The 18,152-nt window shown below is 44.3% G+C and carries 17 protein-coding genes; 6 read left to right on the top strand and 11 right to left on the bottom strand.

Translation table 11 applies throughout. From position 1 onward, the window contains the following. Nucleotides 1-775: 775 nt before the first annotated feature. The 5 genes from B5D77_RS25010 to B5D77_RS26115 form a co-directional block, all read right to left on the bottom strand. Complete coding sequence (locus tag B5D77_RS25010; protein WP_106909884.1) at nt 776-1,990, bottom strand: ATP-dependent 6-phosphofructokinase; 1,215 nt, start codon at nt 1,988-1,990, stop codon at nt 776-778. Between the two features lie 205 nt (nt 1,991-2,195). Beyond that, nucleotides 2,196-3,605 (bottom strand): IS4 family transposase, encoded by a 1,410-nt coding sequence (locus B5D77_RS25005; protein WP_106909948.1) that lies wholly within the window; start codon nt 3,603-3,605, stop codon nt 2,196-2,198. A 278-nt stretch (nt 3,606-3,883) separates the two neighbouring features. After that, nucleotides 3,884-4,909: a dihydroorotate dehydrogenase-like protein gene (locus B5D77_RS25000; RefSeq protein ID WP_106909883.1), complete on the bottom strand. Its 1,026-nt coding sequence runs from the start codon at nt 4,907-4,909 to the stop codon at nt 3,884-3,886. A 2-nt stretch (nt 4,910-4,911) separates the two neighbouring features. Continuing rightward, nucleotides 4,912-8,466: a pyruvate:ferredoxin (flavodoxin) oxidoreductase gene (nifJ, locus tag B5D77_RS24995; protein ID WP_106909882.1), complete on the bottom strand. Its 3,555-nt coding sequence runs from the start codon at nt 8,464-8,466 to the stop codon at nt 4,912-4,914. Nucleotides 8,467-9,008: 542 nt separating this feature from the next. Then, nucleotides 9,009-9,239, bottom strand: a complete 231-nt coding sequence (locus tag B5D77_RS26115; protein WP_081504660.1) for a hypothetical protein — start codon at nt 9,237-9,239, stop codon at nt 9,009-9,011. Between the two features lie 50 nt (nt 9,240-9,289). Between B5D77_RS26115 and lexA the strand changes: the two genes are divergently transcribed. Both lexA and B5D77_RS24980 read left to right on the top strand, forming a co-directional pair. Further along, nucleotides 9,290-9,904, top strand: coding sequence for a transcriptional repressor LexA (gene lexA / locus B5D77_RS24985; RefSeq protein ID WP_008200125.1), 615 nt, complete (start codon nt 9,290-9,292; stop codon nt 9,902-9,904). Between the two features lie 129 nt (nt 9,905-10,033). Next, entirely contained in the window at nt 10,034-10,300 is a 267-nt protein-coding gene (locus B5D77_RS24980) for a TIGR02450 family Trp-rich protein (protein WP_002737176.1), read from the top strand. A gap of 300 nt (nt 10,301-10,600) precedes the next feature. On the opposite strand, the gene B5D77_RS24975 is transcribed toward B5D77_RS24980, so the two are convergent. Together B5D77_RS24975 and B5D77_RS24970 are read right to left on the bottom strand one after the other, a co-directional pair. Continuing rightward, a complete protein-coding gene (locus tag B5D77_RS24975) occupies nt 10,601-11,935 on the bottom strand; it encodes a DUF4335 domain-containing protein (RefSeq protein WP_106909881.1) in 1,335 nt (444 codons plus the stop codon). 168 nt (nt 11,936-12,103) lie between these two features. Next, on the bottom strand, nt 12,104-12,643 hold the full coding sequence (locus B5D77_RS24970) for a DUF3038 domain-containing protein (protein WP_106910067.1): 540 nt from the start codon (nt 12,641-12,643) through the stop codon (nt 12,104-12,106). A 135-nt stretch (nt 12,644-12,778) separates the two neighbouring features. Here B5D77_RS24970 and B5D77_RS24965 point away from each other — a divergent pair, with 135 nt between their 5' ends. Continuing rightward, entirely contained in the window at nt 12,779-14,350 is a 1,572-nt protein-coding gene (locus tag B5D77_RS24965) for a Na+/H+ antiporter (protein WP_002758276.1), read from the top strand. A gap of 116 nt (nt 14,351-14,466) precedes the next feature. On the opposite strand, the gene B5D77_RS26810 is transcribed toward B5D77_RS24965, so the two are convergent. Beyond that, nucleotides 14,467-15,255, bottom strand: coding sequence for a choice-of-anchor K domain-containing protein (locus B5D77_RS26810; RefSeq protein WP_008200115.1), 789 nt, complete (start codon nt 15,253-15,255; stop codon nt 14,467-14,469). 280 nt (nt 15,256-15,535) lie between these two features. Between B5D77_RS26810 and B5D77_RS26410 the strand changes: the two genes are divergently transcribed. Then, a complete protein-coding gene (locus B5D77_RS26410; protein ID WP_172456625.1) occupies nt 15,536-15,709 on the top strand; it encodes a hypothetical protein in 174 nt (57 codons plus the stop codon). Nucleotides 15,710-16,060: 351 nt separating this feature from the next. On the opposite strand, the gene B5D77_RS24950 is transcribed toward B5D77_RS26410, so the two are convergent. The 3 genes from B5D77_RS24950 to B5D77_RS24940 all read right to left on the bottom strand — a co-directional run bounded on the left by B5D77_RS24950 (nt 16,061) and on the right by B5D77_RS24940 (nt 16,913). Next, on the bottom strand, nt 16,061-16,213 hold the full coding sequence (locus B5D77_RS24950; RefSeq protein ID WP_008200105.1) for a DUF3368 domain-containing protein: 153 nt from the start codon (nt 16,211-16,213) through the stop codon (nt 16,061-16,063). Between the two features lie 123 nt (nt 16,214-16,336). Then, nucleotides 16,337-16,669, bottom strand: coding sequence for a DUF3368 domain-containing protein (locus B5D77_RS24945; protein WP_254053020.1), 333 nt, complete (start codon nt 16,667-16,669; stop codon nt 16,337-16,339). Further along, nucleotides 16,662-16,913, bottom strand: a complete 252-nt coding sequence (locus tag B5D77_RS24940; protein WP_002764591.1) for a UPF0175 family protein — start codon at nt 16,911-16,913, stop codon at nt 16,662-16,664. Before B5D77_RS24940 ends, B5D77_RS24945 begins: the two co-directional genes overlap by 8 nt. 773 nt (nt 16,914-17,686) lie before the next feature. Here B5D77_RS24940 and B5D77_RS24935 point away from each other — a divergent pair. Both B5D77_RS24935 and B5D77_RS24930 read left to right on the top strand, forming a co-directional pair. Next, complete coding sequence (locus tag B5D77_RS24935; protein WP_106909880.1) at nt 17,687-17,881, top strand: hypothetical protein; 195 nt, start codon at nt 17,687-17,689, stop codon at nt 17,879-17,881. Continuing rightward, entirely contained in the window at nt 17,860-18,111 is a 252-nt protein-coding gene (locus tag B5D77_RS24930) for a type II toxin-antitoxin system RelE/ParE family toxin (protein ID WP_106909879.1), read from the top strand. The genes B5D77_RS24935 and B5D77_RS24930 overlap by 22 nt, the downstream gene beginning before the upstream one ends. The last annotated feature ends 41 nt before the right edge of the window (nt 18,112-18,152 follow it).

The following is an 18,152-nucleotide window of genomic DNA, read 5'->3' as shown; positions in this document are numbered from 1 at the left end:
GATTTGAAAACAATGAATTGCAGCATACCTTAGACTTTGATGAATGGATGGGAGAAGCTTGGATGCTATAGCGGTAAGCGCTTGAGTGAGATACAGACCAAGCCTTGCCTAGCATGGTTTATAGCTCGTGACACTGTACCTCATACGACTGCACACCGCTATAGAAGCTTTACTGCAAGACAAAGAAGAAATTGAGGAGATAGAATTTGTTGATTAATGAATATTTTCAAGAGATTAGACATCTCATTGAAGCTTGTCCAATAGTTCAATCTTATAACCTCATCACTGATAGTAGAAATCTTTATGTAGGGTTTGCGGCAAAAAGTACGGGCGAAGCATTCGGATAGAAAATCTCTGGTTTCACCTATAGGTTATTGCCCGAATGCTTCGCCCCTACAGGACGCGGGCCGATAATAAAAGTTTATGCTCAGAAAATTAATTAGGGCTGGCTGAAAAAGTAGGGGCGAAGCATTCGGATAGGAAATCTACGGTTTCAGCGATAGGTTATGCCCGAATGCTTCGCCCCGAAGATGCAAGGTTTTCAACCACGATTCTCTCAAAATCTTGCACCTGTTTCGCAAAATAGGCCCCTAAAACCCTTACCTCGTCTATATTTCACATTTATTCAGCAAGCCCTAATTACACTCTTTTAAAAAGTTTCTTAATTTCTACAGTAGCTGTCAGTATCTCCCGTAATTGTAGCGTTTAGAAATGCCTAATCTTAACCAATTAACAAAGCGAGAAGGTATGAGCAACCCTTCTCGCTTTATTATAACTAAACCAACACCTCCACAGCTTGCGGAACTACTGTCGTCTCGGTCGTGGTCGTGGTATTTTCCCCTAGGTAAATTCCCAAAGAACGGGCTGTTTTCACAATAAAACCATCAGGAGCCACGGGATAGGCACAGCGATTTTCTTGATGACATTGTTTGATAATTTTGATCACTGGTTTCAGTGGCAAACTACGCACTTGTCCCCCGCGCCAAATCACCACGCGATCGAGTTTTCCCTGTTCAATTAATTCTACAGCCTTAATGCCAAAAGCCGTGGCTAACAGTCGATCCATGGCCAAAGGAGGACGACTTCTTTGCAGGTGTCCCAAAGACATGGCCCGCACATCCATGGAATTGAGATAACAGAAGACGGGATCGGTAACGCATAAAGAGCGAGTTTTGTCAACTATCAATTTTTCTAAATAATCGCCAATATACTTCTCTTTTTGGTTATCTTCGTTTTTAACCCCCTCAGAAATGACAATGAGAGCGAATTTACGACCTTGGGCCCGTAATTGTGCCAAATGATCACAACAACCGTCGATAATTTCGGGAGTGAGAGCCGGGGTTAATTCGGGAATAAAAATCGCATCGGCCCCCCCGGCAATCCCCGCATGAAGGGCCAAATGACCGGCATCTCTACCCATAACCTGCACAATCATCACCCTTTCGTGACTAGCGGCGGTAAAGGTGAGATCATACAAAGCTTGAGTGACGATATCCACGGCAGTGGTAAAACCGACGGACCATTCCGTATAGGGAACGTCATTATCGATGGTTTTGGGAACCGCGATAATATTCCAGTTGCCTTTCTGGGCGAGATCGTAGATGATATCGACGCTCCCATCGCCCCCGACGACGATCAGGGCATCTAATCCTAGCATTTCGTATCCTTGCAGGATTTTCGTGGCAATTTCTGGGTTTTCGGGATGTCCTTTGCTCAAAGAACCCAAAACACTACCACTAAGAAACTGCAAAACGTCTAATCCTTTCAAGATCCCGGGTAGGTCATAGCCATGCTGAGTCAGGATCAAATCTTGGGGGTGATATTTCCCCTCAGCAATCTGCATAAAACCGTCGGTCCCGTAGGGAATGCCGTACACATCCCAACCCTTGAGTTTTGATGCTTTCACCACGGCACGAATTACCGCATTTAACCCCGGGCAATCGCCACCACTGGTCAGAATGCCGATTTTTTTCTTTTGATTCTCGTTCATGGTTACATCCTCCAGGATTTTTTTGTCAGTTATCAGTTATCAGTGATCAGATGTAAGTTTTCAGTTTTCAGTTAAGTAGCTGGTTATAATTAAATTAAAAATCGATTTTAGGTTCGATCCCCCCTGCCCCCCTTGATAAGCTATCCATTAGTCACATCTTTCTTAACATAAAATTTGACAAAAAGAGAAAAGTGTGCCAGATGGCTCAAGGGGGTTCTATGGGGGAACTAATTTGATGAGACAGTTTCCAAGTCTCGCTGATATCATGTAACCTTCGCAGTCCCAACCAAATAGTTTTAACACCTGGTTCACCGTCACCTTTTCTACCTAAAAACCCCCCAAGAGAAGCAATCATTCTGACCGCTTCTCGAAAGGAGGGCGGCTTTTTAGGTGGCGGACTCTTTTTATGAATAGTGGCACACAAAGATTGCCATTCATGTTCTTCCAAAAAACTTTCACAACTCTCCTCTCCGTGTAAGCGTGCTTGATAGGTTAACCAAAGTAATCTCCAAGCTACAATTGAATAGGTAGCTAAGGCCATCTCAATTCTCCGACCCGTTTCTAATTGCAGTTTTTCTAATCCACAACCACTTTTTAAAACAAAATGATAGCGTTCTATTAACCAGCGATAACTATACCAGCGCACACAGGTTATCGCTGATTCAAAGCTACTAATGTCTAGGCTAGTTAAGAGGAGCCAACTGATAGGATTAACTCCAGGACGCGGATTTTCTTCTTCAGCTAAAATTACCTGTAATTTGACCGGTTGACGAGGGTTCGCTTTCGAGTGATGCTTAGGTACTTGTATTTCAAAACTGGCAAATCTAACTGTTAGTTTAGCTAGTCTAGCCTCGTGATTAGGATTGCGTTTTACTTGCACATCTAGGCTACCACAGGCTTTTATTTCTCTGATGGATTGATGTAAATATTTAGTCTCTGGATGCCCTGACCTTTGCTTGTCTTCGAGATAGTTAACTTTTCGGTTATGAGTTCCTCGAATTAATAAATGAGAGTTAGGATTTCTTGACTGGGCAAATAAATCAAATATGTCTGCCTCAGAATCTCCGATTGTTACTACTTGAATTTCTTCGGGTATTTGTTGTTGTGTTTCTGACAAAGAATCTAACCATCTTTGACTTTCTTTTTCTTGAGTTTCTCTTTTTTTTCTTTGCTTGGCAATCCCTAAATTCTTTTCTTCTCTTGCCCAGACATATTGATTAATCAGTCCTAAAGGTACTCCTTGCGCTGAGACTCCTAAGGTGGTATGAACTTTGAGACCAAAGGATGTTTTACAATCTAGATAACCCATTCCTTTTTTGGCTTTTTGCGTCGTAAAGTCTAAACTTGTTGTGTCTTGCACTGCCAAAACTATTGGATGTTCTTTGATTCTTTCTACTGTACTTTTAGCTTGGGCGGCAATTATATCTGAGGGGTGAAAATAGGGGGAATTCCAAAAGTCGTAGGTGGCACTGGCGGCGGCTAGATTTCCCGAAGCTTGTGGCACACTTGTACTAGGTTGGCTGGCCAAGTTTTCTACGATACTGATTAACCTTTTCTTTCTTCTGGTGTCCCCTAGGTCTGCATACTGTAATTCTTGGGCTGCCCATTTCTCCATTTTTTTGCTTACCTCCACCTTAATTCCTTCTTTCAAAACTATACCTATCAATCGTTTCCCCTTTTTTTAAGTTTCTTCTCTTTTTGTTAAGAAAGATCTGACTAATGGATAGCTTGATAAGGGGGGTGCCGATAGGCGGGGGGATCCCCCTTGATAAGGGGGGTGGCTGATAATTTTTAACGCCTACCTACTTAAGTTTTCAGTTCACTGATTACTGATTACTGATCACTGGACGGCTACGCCGTGCCTTTGGCAACACTGAAAAAAGCTTCCCACTTTTATTTACCGGCGGTTTGAAAACGTTTCCAAACAGGTTCGTAACTTTGCAGAGCTCTCATATACTGTACCCGTTCAAAAGCAGTCGGATCCGGGCAATTCATTTGACTCATACTGCCAATTAACTGCTCGATCGATTCGTACTCATTTTCTTCCAACCAATGCAATAAACCCTGTTCGATCTTGGTAATTTCCTCCAAACCGTGGCGTAATAAAACACTAACTAACATGGTCGCTTTTGCCCCCACCATCATCATTTTGATCACGTCGATGGCGTTATGAATGCCACTGGTAGCGGCAAAATCCGTCGCTACACGACCGTAAAGCATGGCAATCCAGCGCAGGGGTAAACGCATTGCTTGGGGATTACTGAGGATAATATTAGGGTGAACATCTAAGGTTTCTAAGTCGATATCCGGCTGATAGAAACGGTTAAATAATACCAACCCATCGGCCCCCGCTTCCGCTAATTGTTTAGCCATATTGGCCGTATTGCTAAAGTAGGGACTTAACTTCATCGAGACGGGAATTGATACCTCCGATTTGACAATTTTGAGGATATCAACGTAGTTTTGTTCGACGTGATTTCCGGTTAATTCTAGGTCGTTGGGAACATAATAAACATTCAACTCCAAAGCATCAGCGCCCGCTTGTTGAATTTGAATGGCATACTCCAACCATCCCCCAGAGGTCTCACCGTTGAGACTGGCAATAATGGGAATATCGACCATTTCTTTGGCTTTGCGAATATGGTTGAGATATTCGTCGGAACCAACGTGAAAAACCTCCGGTTCGGGAAAATAAGTCAAAGCTTCCGCAAAACTCTCGGCTCCGTGGGTAAAATGATGGTGTAAAGCCAGTCTTTCCTGTTTAATCTGCTCCTCGAAAAAGGAGTGTAAAACCACGGCAGCGGCTCCAAAGTCTTCCATTTTCTTGATATTGTCGATATCCTCGCTCAAGGGTGCGGCCGCACCGATGACTAGCGGCGATCGCAATTGTAAACCCATGTAGGTAGTGTGTAGATTCATAACTATTCGTTGCTCCCTGTACCTTTTGCTGCTAAATACTGATACATTTGCCAGCGCGTATCCACATCTGCTTGTGCTTCTTTGAGCAGACGTTTAGCTTCCTCCGGCTTACTGGTGGCCAACATCTTAAAGCGATTCTCCGAGTAGAGAGTTTGCGCTACGGTAAGTTTAGGCGCACGGCTGTCCAATTGCAGGGGATTTTTGCCTTCTTTAGCTAAATCGGGATGATAACGGTACATTAACCAGCGACCGCTTTCCACCACTTCTTTTTGATGGTTCATGGCGGTGGTCATGTTGATCCCGTGAGCAATACAGTGAGAATAGGCGATAATTAACGATGGCCCGTTATAAGCTTCCGCTTCCAAGAAAGCTTTAATCGTTTGCTCGTTTCTTGCCCCCATAGCCACGCTGGCCACATAGACGTTACCGTAGGTCATGGCCATTAAACCGAGGTCTTTTTTCGGTCCTGGTTTGCCACCAGAAGCAAATTTAGCTACGGCGGCGCGAGGAGTAGCTTTCGAGGCCTGGCCGCCCGTATTCGAGTAAACTTCCGTATCCATGACCAAAATATTCACATTGCGACCACTGGCTAAAACGTGATCCAAGCCACCATAACCGATGTCGTAGGCCCAACCGTCACCCCCGACAATCCAGACGCTTTTCTTGACTAGATAATCGGCCACGGATAACAACATTTTCACCTGCGTGGTCGGGGTTAATTGCCCTAAACGGGATTTTAGGGCCTCTACCCGATGCCGTTGTTCGTAAATTTCCGCTTCATCCACTTGGTGACAATTGAGAATATCTGCCGCTAGACTTTCTCCGATTTCACTAGCAAGGGTTTGTAAAAGTTCGGCAGCAAATTCTGCCTGTTTATCGATGGAAACTCGGAATCCTAAGCCAAATTCGGCATTATCTTCAAAGAGGGAATTCGACCAGGCCGGACCGCGACCTTCGGCGTTAACTGCCCAGGGCGTTGTCGGTAAATTACCTCCGTAGATAGATGAACAACCGGTGGCATTAGCCACTATCATGCGATCGCCAAATAGCTGACTGACTAATTTAACGTAGGGAGTCTCACCACAACCGGCACAAGCGCCGGAAAACTCAAAGAGAGGTTCCTGCATTTGCTGATGGTTAATTTTATTGAGATTTAGGCTTAATCGGTCTGGATTAGGCAAATTAAGGAAGAAATCCCAGTTAACTCGTTCCTGTTCTCGCAGGGGCAATTGGGGAGCCATATTAATCGCTCTTAGACGCGGTTGCGATTTGTTTTTAGCGGGGCAAACATCAACGCAGAGACCGCAACCGGTACAATCTTCGGCGGCCACTTGGATGGTGAATTTTAGCCCTTTCCAGTCGTGATCCTTAGCATTAGCGACTTTAAAGGTTTCCGGGGCCGTGGCTAATTCGGCCTCATCATAGACTTTCGAGCGAATAACGGCGTGGGGACAAACGAGAACGCATTTACCGCACTGAACACAGACATCCGCATCCCAAACGGGGATTTCTTGGGCAATATTGCGTTTTTCCCATTGGCTAGTGGCGGTGGGATAGGTCCCATCGTTGGGAAGGGCGCTAACGGGCAGTTGGTCCCCGTGACGGGCGATAATTTTGCCGAGGACTTCTTGGACGAAAGCGGGTGCGTTGTCGGGAATCGCTGGTCTTAATTCAAAAGCTTCAGGGGTGACAGTAGCGGGAATTAGGACTTGATAGAGGTGTTCTAGGGCAGAATCCACAGCTTTGATGTTCATCTGCACGATTTCTTCTCCTTTCTTGCCGTAGGTCTTGCGGATGGCTTTTTTGATTTGTGCGATCGCATCTTCCCGCGACAAAACCCCCGCTAGGGCAAAGAAACACACCTGCATCACGGTATTAATCCGACTGCCCATCCCCGCTTCTTTGGCCACTTGAGTGGCATTAATCGTATAAACTTGCAGATTTTTATCGATGATAGTTTGCTGGAGATGGCGGGGTAAGCGACTAAATACCTCCTCCGGTGGATAGGGACTATTGAGGAGGAAAATTGAGTTCGGTTTAGCGGTTTCTAGCAGATCAAATTGTTCGACAAATTCCCACTGATGACAGGCGATAAAGTTAGCATCAGTGATTAAATAGGTAGAGCGAATCGGATGGGGGCCAAAGCGTAGGTGAGAAACGGTGACGGAGCCAGATTTTTTGGAATCATAGACGAAATAACCCTGGGCATAATTATCAGTATCTTCACCGATAATTTTAATTGAGTTTTTGTTAGCTCCCACCGTACCATCGGAACCTAAACCGTAGAAAACCGCCCGCACTACTTCGTCCGGTTCAGTGGAGAAACTGCGGTCATATTCCAAACTGGAAAAGGTGAGATCATCAACGATACCGATAGTGAAATGATTTTTCGGTTTGTCGAGACTTAAGTTATCAAATATGCCAGCAACCATGGCTGGAGTAAATTCTTTGGAAGATAAACCGTAGCGTCCTCCCACAATTTTCGGCAGCTGGCCTTCGTACTCTTCCATAAAGGCATTTACCACGTCTAAATATAGCGGATCGCCCCCGGCACCGGGTTCTTTACAGCGATCTAAAACGGCTATTTTTTTCACCGTGGTGGGCAGAGCTGCCAGTAATTTTTCGGCGGCAAAGGGACGATAGAGACGAACTTTTAAAACCCCAACTTTCGCCCCATTTTGATTGAGATAATCCACGGTTTCATGGACGGTTTCCCCTCCCGATCCCATTAACATAATCACTCTTTCGGCATCGGGCGCACCGTGGTATTCATAGAGATGGTATTGCCGTCCTGTTAATTGGGCAAAACGATCCATAATTTTTTGAGTGATATCGGGACAAGCATGATAGAAAGGATTGACGCTTTCCCTTGCCTGGAAATAAACATCGGGATTTTGTGCCGTGCCTCGTAACACCGGTCGATCGGGAGTTAAAGCTCTTTGACGATGGGCAATAATTAGGTCTTCATCAATTAGTTCTTTGAGAGTTTCATCGCTAATTAATTCGACTTTTTGCACCTCATGACTGGTACGAAAACCATCAAAAAAGTGCAGAAAAGGAAGCCGTGTTTCTAGTGTGGTAGCTGTGGCGATAGCGGCCAAATCATGAGCTTCTTGAACGGAATTAGCCGCTAACATAGCCCAACCCGTACTTCTGGCAGACATGACATCACTATGATCCCCAAAAATTGACAATCCTTGGGCTGCTAAAGCACGGGCCGCCACATGGACCACTGAAGAGGTCAATTCCCCAGCAATTTTGTAGAAGTTGGGGAGCATTAATAGTAATCCCTGGGAGGAGGTGAAAGTGGTAGTTAAAGAGCCTGTTTGTAGCGCTCCGTGCAGGGTTCCCGCTGCCCCACCTTCGCTCTGCATTTCGATTACGGAAGGAATGGTTCCCCAGAGATTAGCTCTGCGTTCGGCTGCCCAACTATCGGACCATTCACCCATAGGCGAGGAGGGAGTGATAGGATAAATAGCGATTACTTCACTGAGACGATAGGCAACGCGTGCAACAGCTTCGTTACCGTCTATGGTTGCATAGGTTTTTTTGGTCATGTGTTCCCCTTAGTTTTTACGATATTTGTCGGGATTTTAAGTTTTTTTACGGCTCAATTTCGCACTAAATATCCTCTCGTTTCCCTGACAACCGAAGGATTTTCTTTGAGCGTCGCTTTTGACTCCCTATCTACTATTGGACGCTTACGGCAGACAGGCTTAAGTAGAGCAATTTTTCTGTCTCCACCTCGATCATTATCCAGATTCTGGGCTTTCTAGCAATTCGTTATTTTTTCTTAATACGCTGCTGAGTTTGCCAGCAACCGACACTGGGATTAATTAATATTGAGAATTGATAAGTAAGTAGTTGGACAAAAGTAAAGTTAACTGTGGGTGGGGTAAGGAGTCGGTCGTCGGTCGTCGGTCGTCAGGAAGAATTGCGGTAATTTACATTTCTTAAGATAGACAACAGAATTTATGTCCGACTACTTAAAAATTAATGATACTTTTTTTAAAAAAGTGCTAGGTCAGAAGATAAGCTGTTGACTATCTAAATTACTCATTAAGACTGTCTATGAGCAGGGAGAAGGAATTATGAATTATTAATTAGGGTTTGCGGCAAAAAGTTTTTCGGTGGTGGCAGGGTGTGGGGTGTGGGGTGTGGGGTGTCGGAAGAATAAATAGAAATAATCCCCTGTCTCGGAGTCTCCTGTCTCGGAGTCTCCTGTCTCGGAGTCTCCTAACCAACCACGACAATTTTTGATTTTTGCCAGCGGTCTAATAACCAGTTGATTTAGTCGGCCGATGAAGTTAAGATGTACTAGGTTAAACACAAATGAACTAAAGTACAAATTATCTTAACCCAAGGATAGGAAAATAGATCATGACTAACCTCGAAACCCTTACTCAAGCGCAACAGGAGTTGTACGACTGGCTAATTGAGTATATTCGCACTACTCAACACGCCCCTTCTATTCGGCAAATGATGCGAGCGATGAATTTACGCTCTCCCGCACCGATTCAAAGCCGTTTAGAACGTTTACGCGCCAAAGGCTATATTGATTGGACAGAAGGAAAAGCACGCACCCTGCGGATTCTCAAACAACCAGTGCAAGGTTTACCGGTTCTAGGCGTGATCGCTGCCGGTGGTTTAGTGGAACCCTTCACCGATGTGGAAGAAAAACTCGATCTCTCTAACCTGTTGCAACGCAGTCAAGACTGTTATGCTCTGCGGGTTTCCGGAGACAGCATGATCGAGGATCATATTGCCGATGGCGATCTGGTGATTATGCGTTCTCTCACGGGTAGTGAAGCGGTGTCCAATGGGGAAATCGTCGCCGCTAGAGTCGAAGGCCACGGCACTACTTTAAAACGTTTCTACCAAGAAGGAGAAATCATCACTCTCCAACCCTCCAATCAAAAATATCAACCAATTACAGTCAATACCGAACAAGTACAAGTACAAGGGGTTTTGGTTGGTGTTTGGCGCGGTTATTAGCCAAAACTGGGGCGCACTTAAGCGCCCCGATAATTTTTCCCCTCCTTGGCTCCGGGAAAAGAACCGGGTTGGCAGACTAGGATAATATAAGGGTTTTAGCCTATCCCGAACTCAGGTGTTTTAACTTTTATGCCCAAAAAACAGAAATATCCCCATCTCTTGGGATCAAAATGGACGGCAAAACAAAAAACATGGGGCTGGCGACATTTTCAAGTGGTCAATCGTCAAAATCGCGGTCAATGGGTTTTTGCGGAATTAGTCGCTTCCTGCGATCCGACTGTCCGCTTCTGGATTAATGCTAAACAGTTGCAAGACGCGAATCTCTGGCAATCAGGTTGGCAAACCCTAACGGAAATGAACCAACCTGACAGCGCCGACGAGATTATTGTTAATTAAGTAGGTAGGCGTTAAAAATTATCAGATGCCCCCCTTATTAAGCTATCCCTTATAGGGATCTTTCTTAACAATTTTTTCAGTAAGCACTCCAACCCTTATCCTGACTTGATTTCAGTTTTTTCCTTGTCAGTAAGGGTGTCAACAAGGAATATTACAGATTGTTAACCGAGTCTTGAAAGCCTTGTGCTACAAAGGTTTGAAATGTTAAGAAAGATGTGACTAAAGGACAGAAGGGGGGATCGAACCTAAAATCAATTTTTAATTTAATTATAACCAGCTACTTAAATGCAGTACAGCCTATTACTGTTCCATAAAGGTCCGCACCGTACTATCAGAACCAAGCACCAGACGCAATTGAGGATTACCGGGGATATCGAGGGGAGAAACGAAAGGTTGATTGAGCAGGGGCATATTAGTGCGATCGAGATAGATTTTCGCCGCCTGTCCCAGGGGAATAATCTGTTTTAGGGAACCATCCTGATTTAAGACCAAACGGTACTCTAGAGTATGCTTGAGACTTTCCGGCGGTTGCCAACGGGATTGAAAATATTCTCTGGTTTCTGCCACTTGGGGAATGGTATCTAGTAAATTCGTCTCTGGGGCTTTAGCGGTGCTTGTGGGCGGTTTGGGGTCTAAATTGACATTTTCAGGGTTAATAGGGCTTATAGGCGGTAAATTGGGCAATTTTGGCGGTGCTGGAGTCGGATTCATCGTGGTGGGGGGGACATTTGCCAGTGCGTTTGTACCCTGATCGCCAGTGACGAGGGGGGCAGTAATCGGGATTTTCTGATTATTCGGTTCAATTACGATCGCCGTGCCGCCTGGACGCGAACCTGTGACCGGTGGCGGCGGTAAAGTGGACGGCGGAATCACTAGGGGGACGCTAGAGGGGCGAACTGGGGCTGGAACGGTTGCCACGGGCGGCGGTGGCGGTAAAGGGGTTTTATTGCCCAAATTTGCCGGTAACTGCGGGTTTGGGGCGACCGTTCCCGTGGGGGGTAAAGGCAGCGTTGGCAAGGGTTGGGGAATCTTGGCGCTATTAGGATCGCTGGTTAAATCATTGTTGACTGCTTGTTGCTGTTGATAAAATGCGATCGCTATTCCCCCGATAGTTATTAGGGCCGAAGCGATTAATCCCGTCCAGATCAGGGCATTTTTTCGAGTTTTCTGGCGAATTAATGGGGGTATTAGGGGGCTTTCATGGTTATATTCCCCTAAAGCATTGGCTAGATCGAATAATTGCGATGTGGTTAATTCGATCTCCTGTTTATCCTGATCGGTTAGCAGGGAACCTAAAAATAATTGATGCTGGAGAAGTCCCTGACAATGGAGAGAGGGTAAGGAGGGAAGATGACTTTCGGGGGAACCACTAGCCACGAAAGAGAGGGTAGAAACAGGACTAGAGAGTAAATTCTGCACATAATTAGCGACAATTTCCCCTAGGAGTTGTAATTGTGTGCGATCGCCTTTGATCGTCACCTGCTTTTCCTCACTCAATCTAGGATCATCAAAACGCAATTGAAAGTGGGCATCGTTTAAGACATTTTTACCTAGCCAAACCGCTAGAGGCGAACTATTTCCCCAAATTTCTAGGGTACAGGTGGGGGGTGTATATTTGCGAATTAGATTACTCATTTTTAGTTATCGGCGGGAATTATAAATTATGAATTATGAATTATGAACTGGGAAGCTTTTTTTCAGTGTTGCCAAAGGCACGGCGTAGCCGTCCAGTAAACAGTAATCAGTGAACTGAAAACTTACATCTGATAACTTACATCTGATAACTGATAACTGATAGCCTTTTTACTTTTTACTTGCCAAAAGGGTGTGCCAGAGAAGGAGATGACTGCGGGGGCTGCTGTAGAACAATAAATCGATTAATAATTTCCAAGCTAGGGAAGCAAGGCTAGAATCACTGAGATTATTTTCCGATATTTCTGGGTATTTTAAGCGAAAATTATCGATATAATTGCCTAAAAGCGTGGTTTTGACCGGTTCTTCTCCTTGAGTTCCCACTTGTTCCAAAAGAATTACAGCGCGACGGATTAACTCTTGCTTTTTTTGGGCTAGATGACAGAGGAGGAGAACTAGAGAACGGATGTCCGCTAGGGAAAGTTTTGACTGGGGTTGCCAGTGGTGGGCAACTAGGCGATCGCTTGTATCCAGATCTAAGGCTAATTCTTGGGCTGCTTGGGTGATAGAATCGGAGTCTAAATTAGCTAGAGAGACTAAAGCCGCCAAAATCAGGTTTAAATAGCTATTAATATTCTCTAACTGCTCGTTACTGGGTGAGATAGCTAGGGGTAAATCCTCACCCGTGGAGGACTCGGCAGACTGAGGCATAGTCAAGGACATAGATAAAAGGGATTGCCAGCAGAAAAACTTGGGTTTAGGAAAAAAAATCACTGGTTCTAAAGTGTAATAATAATTGAGATTGTTCTTTTCTTGCACGTCCGCTCACCGATTGCCTCCTACCCAATGAGTTTAGAATCCGCTACCGATGAAGTCATTAAGCAAAATTTAGAACAATTTCTAATTGTTTTGTCCGTTTCCTTGAGTGTGGCCACGGTTTCGAGGATTTTTAGCTGGTTTCGCCAAATTCCTTACACCCTATTGTTAGTGATAGTCGGTTTAGGTTTAGCTTTCATCGATATCCGTCTGGTGAACCTATCCCCCGAACTGATTCTAGAAATTTTTCTGCCCCCTTTGCTATTTGAAGCCGCTTGGAATACACGCTGGCGAGATCTGAAGGATAATTGGATTCCCGTCAGTCTTTTCGCTATTGTCGGCGTAATTATCTCGATTTTCGGGGTTGGTTTTACCCTAGATGAATTGACCAATTTACCCCTATTTACGGCCTTATTAGTGGGTGCGAGCCTTTCTTCTACGGATCCCGTCGCTGTTGTCGCTCTTTTTCGCGAATTAGGGGCCAGTAAAAACCTCACCGTGCTTTTGGAAGGGGAAAGCTTATTTAATGATGGGGTCGCTGTCGTCGCTTTCGCTCTTTTGGTGGAAATTCCCCTCGGTGCTAGTGGTCTATCCTTAGAGACAACCATTAGCCGGATTGCGGCTTTTATCGGTATCGGGGTGGCAGTGGGTTGTTTAGTGGGTTTTGGTATTTCCTATCTGACTCAACGTCTGGATTTACCCCTAGTGGAACAGTCTTTAACTCTTGTGTCCGCCTACGGTGCTTATTTACTAACCGAGGAGTTCGGGGGTTCGGGGGTAATCGGAGTGGTGACTACGGGGATTATTTTGGGTAATTTTGGCTCTAGAATTAGTATGAGTCCCCGTACCCGCCTATTAGTCACGCAATTCTGGGAGTTTCTCGCTTTTTTTGTCAATTCGATCGTTTTTCTCCTCATCGGCGATCAGATCCGTCTCTCTAGTTTAGCCGATAATCTCAATTTAATTTTTATCACGATCGCCGCCGTGGTAGCGGCCCGTTTTCTGGCTACTTTTGCTCTAGCAACTGTTAGTAATGCCTTGATGGAAACTAAAATTAATTGGCGGGAAAAAACGGTTTTATGGTGGGGAGGTTTGCGCGGTTCCGTTTCTATTGCCCTAGCTTTAAGTGTGCCGGTTATTTTTCCCAATCGTCAGGATATCATCGATATCGTCTTCGGAGTTGTTCTCTTTACCCTTTTGGTTCAGGGATTAACTATTCAAACTTTCCTATCGAGATTAGACCTGATCGGTGATCAACCAATTCGAGAAAACTATGCGGAACTTTTAGCCCGACGGGTAGCTTTAAAAAGAGTTTTAGACTATCTTTCTAAATTAGATAAATCTCCCGATGTTGCCCCCGAATTTTTTAGTTATGAGCAGCATCTCGTCAAAGAAAAGTTAAAGACTGTAGAAGCGGAAATACAATCTCTCAACGATAGTTATCCCCAATTACAGCTATTAACAATGGAACAACTTCGGGAAACCCTCCTAGATATCGAAGCTGATACCTACGCTGAATTTATTCGATCCGGCCGTTTAACTAGCAATTTATCCCCCGTCCTCCAAGAAATTCTCGCTGAAAGTAAAATTAGTGAACAGTAGGACTATTTTGGGGTATATACAATCAATCTCAATTCTCCTAACGATCAACGACTGGGTTTTATGACAAAAACCCCTCCAATTAATGAAGGGGTTTTTGTGGGGTTTTATGGGGGATTTTAGGAGACTTTTGTAGTTTCTTTTTCAGTGGATTGGGAGGGTTTTAGTTTGCGCTTGAGGGTGGAAGCTGCGCCCACAATACTAATCGCAAGTAAGCCAGCTATATTTCCAGATTCAGGAACGGAAACAGCAGGAGCAGTCGGAATAGGATCGATGGTTGGATCAACAAAACCCCCTGATATAGCATTCCCAAAACCTGCCAACTGAAGTGAACCAAATCTTCCTAAAACTTCCACAGTACCAGTGGAATTTTCATAAATACGAAAGCTTCCTAACTCTGGTCTATTAGGAAAATATAATATATCAGCTGCTTGTTCAGGAGTTGCGAGAACCAACACTCCATCGACCACAAAACCATTGGCGGTCATATCTAATCCGATCTGTTCAGTCAAAATCTGATTAAAATTAAATGGAGTGGTAGTGGACGAACTACTAGAAACTGCTAGTTCTGAGGTGTGAAGTCCAATCCAACCAATTCCATTTTTATAGCTAAGTGTTCCTAAGACAAAAGTTTGTCCAACTTGAACATTCTCAAAAGATGTTCCATCGAATTTAAAAAAGCTGGGAGCGGAATCGGGAAGACTAAAATCAAGTTGATTAGTACCAATTCCATTGACATCTGTATAGGGAAAAGGACTGGCGAAGCTATTAAAAACACCGTTTGTCACTCCAGAACCTACGGGTTGGCTATTTGCTGGTAAATTGCTCCAAGCAAGAAAAGAAGGGAGCAGAAATAAAAGCTGCTTAAAAATGGTCTGCTTGATAGAATATTGCTTTGCGACACTCATGTAATTTACACACTCCGTTAATGGCGACACTCCGTTGAGGACAACTTGAAGCCAGCATACACACTCCCCCCCCACAACTGTATCCTAAGCTACAATTTAATAAATCTTTATATTCTTCTCCCTAGCTTAGGGATTCATAGGGGAAAGAGTCTCAGGTATTTTCCCCTGTTTTACTGCTTCTCAGGCGAACTATCGCCTTCCGTGAGGGATTGTGGCGCGGTGTGTCAGATTCGGTCATAGGGTTCAAAATTTCGCTAACATTGTTAGGTGATTATTTATTATGAGTATGTCGAGAGAGGAACAATTAAAGCTCCTTGGTCAGATGAAAGATTCTGATATAGATTATTCAGATATAGCTGCTACTGATGCCGAATTTTGGCAAGAAGCTACTGTAGAAGCTGCCCGTTGGATGGTATCGAGGGAAACGCCCATCGCCAGTAGGGGCAATTCATGAATTGCCCCTACTCCGTACCTCCCAACTGGGTTTTAAGTTTTATGATGCCTTACATCTGGCTTTTGCTGAAGCGGGGGGCGCTGATATTTTCCTGACCACCGATGACAGGCTGCTGCGAAAAGCTCAACAATATAGAGATTTAATTAACGGGTTCTTCGGTTTGTCTTATGCAATGGACGGGGTTATAAGGAATGAAACCCTTATAGAGACAGGTGTTGCTGCGATTTTTGTCAACTGTTTTCGATCTAGAGCGAACTAATCAATTAAATCTCTTGCCAGATAAAGATTTAGTCGATTTATGCTCCCCTATCGAACCATACCAAGTAACGAAGAGCCTTTTTTTAAGCATACTTACTCTCCAGCTAATCGAAGAACATCATTGACAACTTTATCAGTTAGCCACATTCCTTGATGGCGTAACTTAGCAATAACGGGAGCAACAGAAGATAGATAGCCCTGCTGCTTCGCTTTAACTAAAACACCAAGCGTTCCTGAATATTTCAAGCGATAAGTAGGTGGGTGGAATTAAATATAAAATGAACGTAGGTTGGGTTGAAGCATGAAACCCAACGCCCGCATGGGTTACGCTACCGCTAACCCATCCTACAAATAATTGTGCCTACCTACTTATAAATCGGCAATACGTCGGGCTAACTGATCATCAAAAATCAGTAAACTATCTGGATTTTCTAATCCCAAAGCTAATACCTCTGCTTCTCCTTGCCCTAAATCAATAATAGCTGGAATTAGACTGACTGATTTAACCAGAGTAATTGAAATCCATTCAATTGCCTGAATATTGGGAACATCAATTCCTTTATTTTTACCGATTGCTAATTCTTCGATTACTGCTGGAGGAGTCAAGATTTGAGAATACAAGCGTTGGAGCAATTCCAAATAGCCCACTTGATGTAAGTACAGTAGAGGAGAGGTGTTGACAATGACTTGAGGATTAGGCATTGACAATATCTTGTTCCAATTGTTCAGTCGTTAAAGAAAAAGGGGAGACTTGATAACGCCCCAAAATAGTTAAAAATTCTACTCGTGACATTCCGGCTAATTGGGCTGCACGTCCTGAAGATAGTTTGTCAAGTTCAAAAAGTTTAACGGCTGCCAATATTTTTAATTCTCTTGATAGATTTTCAGGAGTTTCTTTGAGACTAATTAAGATTTCTTCAGGAATTTCAAGGGAAATAGTGCTCATTTTCTTTCTCTCTCAATAATTGTCTCTATTCTACACCAATAAAATTAGTCCTTCTCTGTGAGCAGAATCAGTAACGGGTTTCCCCTCTCCAACCGACAGAATGAGCGGGTGCAGCCTATCTTGTCCTCAAGGGGTTGGAGACCAAACCTCTACGGCTTTATGGCAATATAATCGTGCTTAATTTGGGTTAGCGATCGAGTTGAGAGGTGGTCAAGGGAGAACACAAAGGCGAATCCGACATACCGCGCTACAATCCCTTACGGAAGACGATAGTTCGCCTGAGAAGGAGTAAAACAGGGGAAACTAATTGAGATTCCTTCTCCTGTGAATCGCTGCGATCGCACTCTTAGGATACACTTATAAATGTGGTAAAACTTAAAATGAAAGCCAGAAAAACAATAAGGAGGTAAGGGCAGTAGCTTGACATCCTCGCCGCCCTAAAAGTGCGGCGATTCCTAAACCTCACGATTTAAGTTTCTGCTTCCACCACCGTCGCATACCACAGTTAAAAAACCATGTACTGTCTTACACAGAGTCCACAGACTTTCGCCCCATTTCAGAAGCCCGATTCCGTGTGTCCCACGGTACGTTGACCGCCTATAGCTTCTTGTACTTGTTGCGCGCGACTTTTTACCCGGCCAAGCTTTTCTGGTCGGAACCCCCTAAGCCGAGTTTTCAAGGTGCTGCGCCGTCCACTTGGTTTTCGAGACTGGCCTTTTAATTCTAACGTAAAGCCAACCTAGAACGGCGGGGTTTCAGACCCAAAATTTCCGATGAACAACCAAAGTGCTGTAGATATTGAGCAATTCCTAGAGTATTTAGAAACTTCTGAGACGGCTGATGACGTGCTTCCCGAAGAAATTGAAGCGGCAGAGAAAGCCTATCAGGAGTATCTAGAAGGGCGCGATCCTGGCAAATCCTTAGTTAAGTTAAAGGCTGAATTAGGATGTGGCGTTACATCATCTTAAAACCAGCCGAGCGTTACCTAAAACGGTTACAGCCTCGTAGCCAAGAGCCTATCTTAAATGAACTGGATCAATTGCTGGTTAGTCCCACTCAGACAGATTTCAAAAAACTTAAAGGACGTGAGGGTTATCGTCTGCGAGTTGGTAATTATCGGGTATTAATGCAAGTCAATCGAGAAGAACGGCTTTTCATTATCACTGAGATCGGTTCTCGTGGTGATATTTATAAATAATACCGAATCCGACATACCGCTCCACAATCCCTCACGGAAGA

This window comes from Microcystis sp. MC19 (assembly GCF_003019735.1).
Lineage (GTDB): Bacteria > Cyanobacteriota > Cyanobacteriia > Cyanobacteriales > Microcystaceae > Microcystis.
Note: the sequence above shows the minus strand (reverse complement) of the source record. Positions and strands in the feature narration are given on the sequence as shown.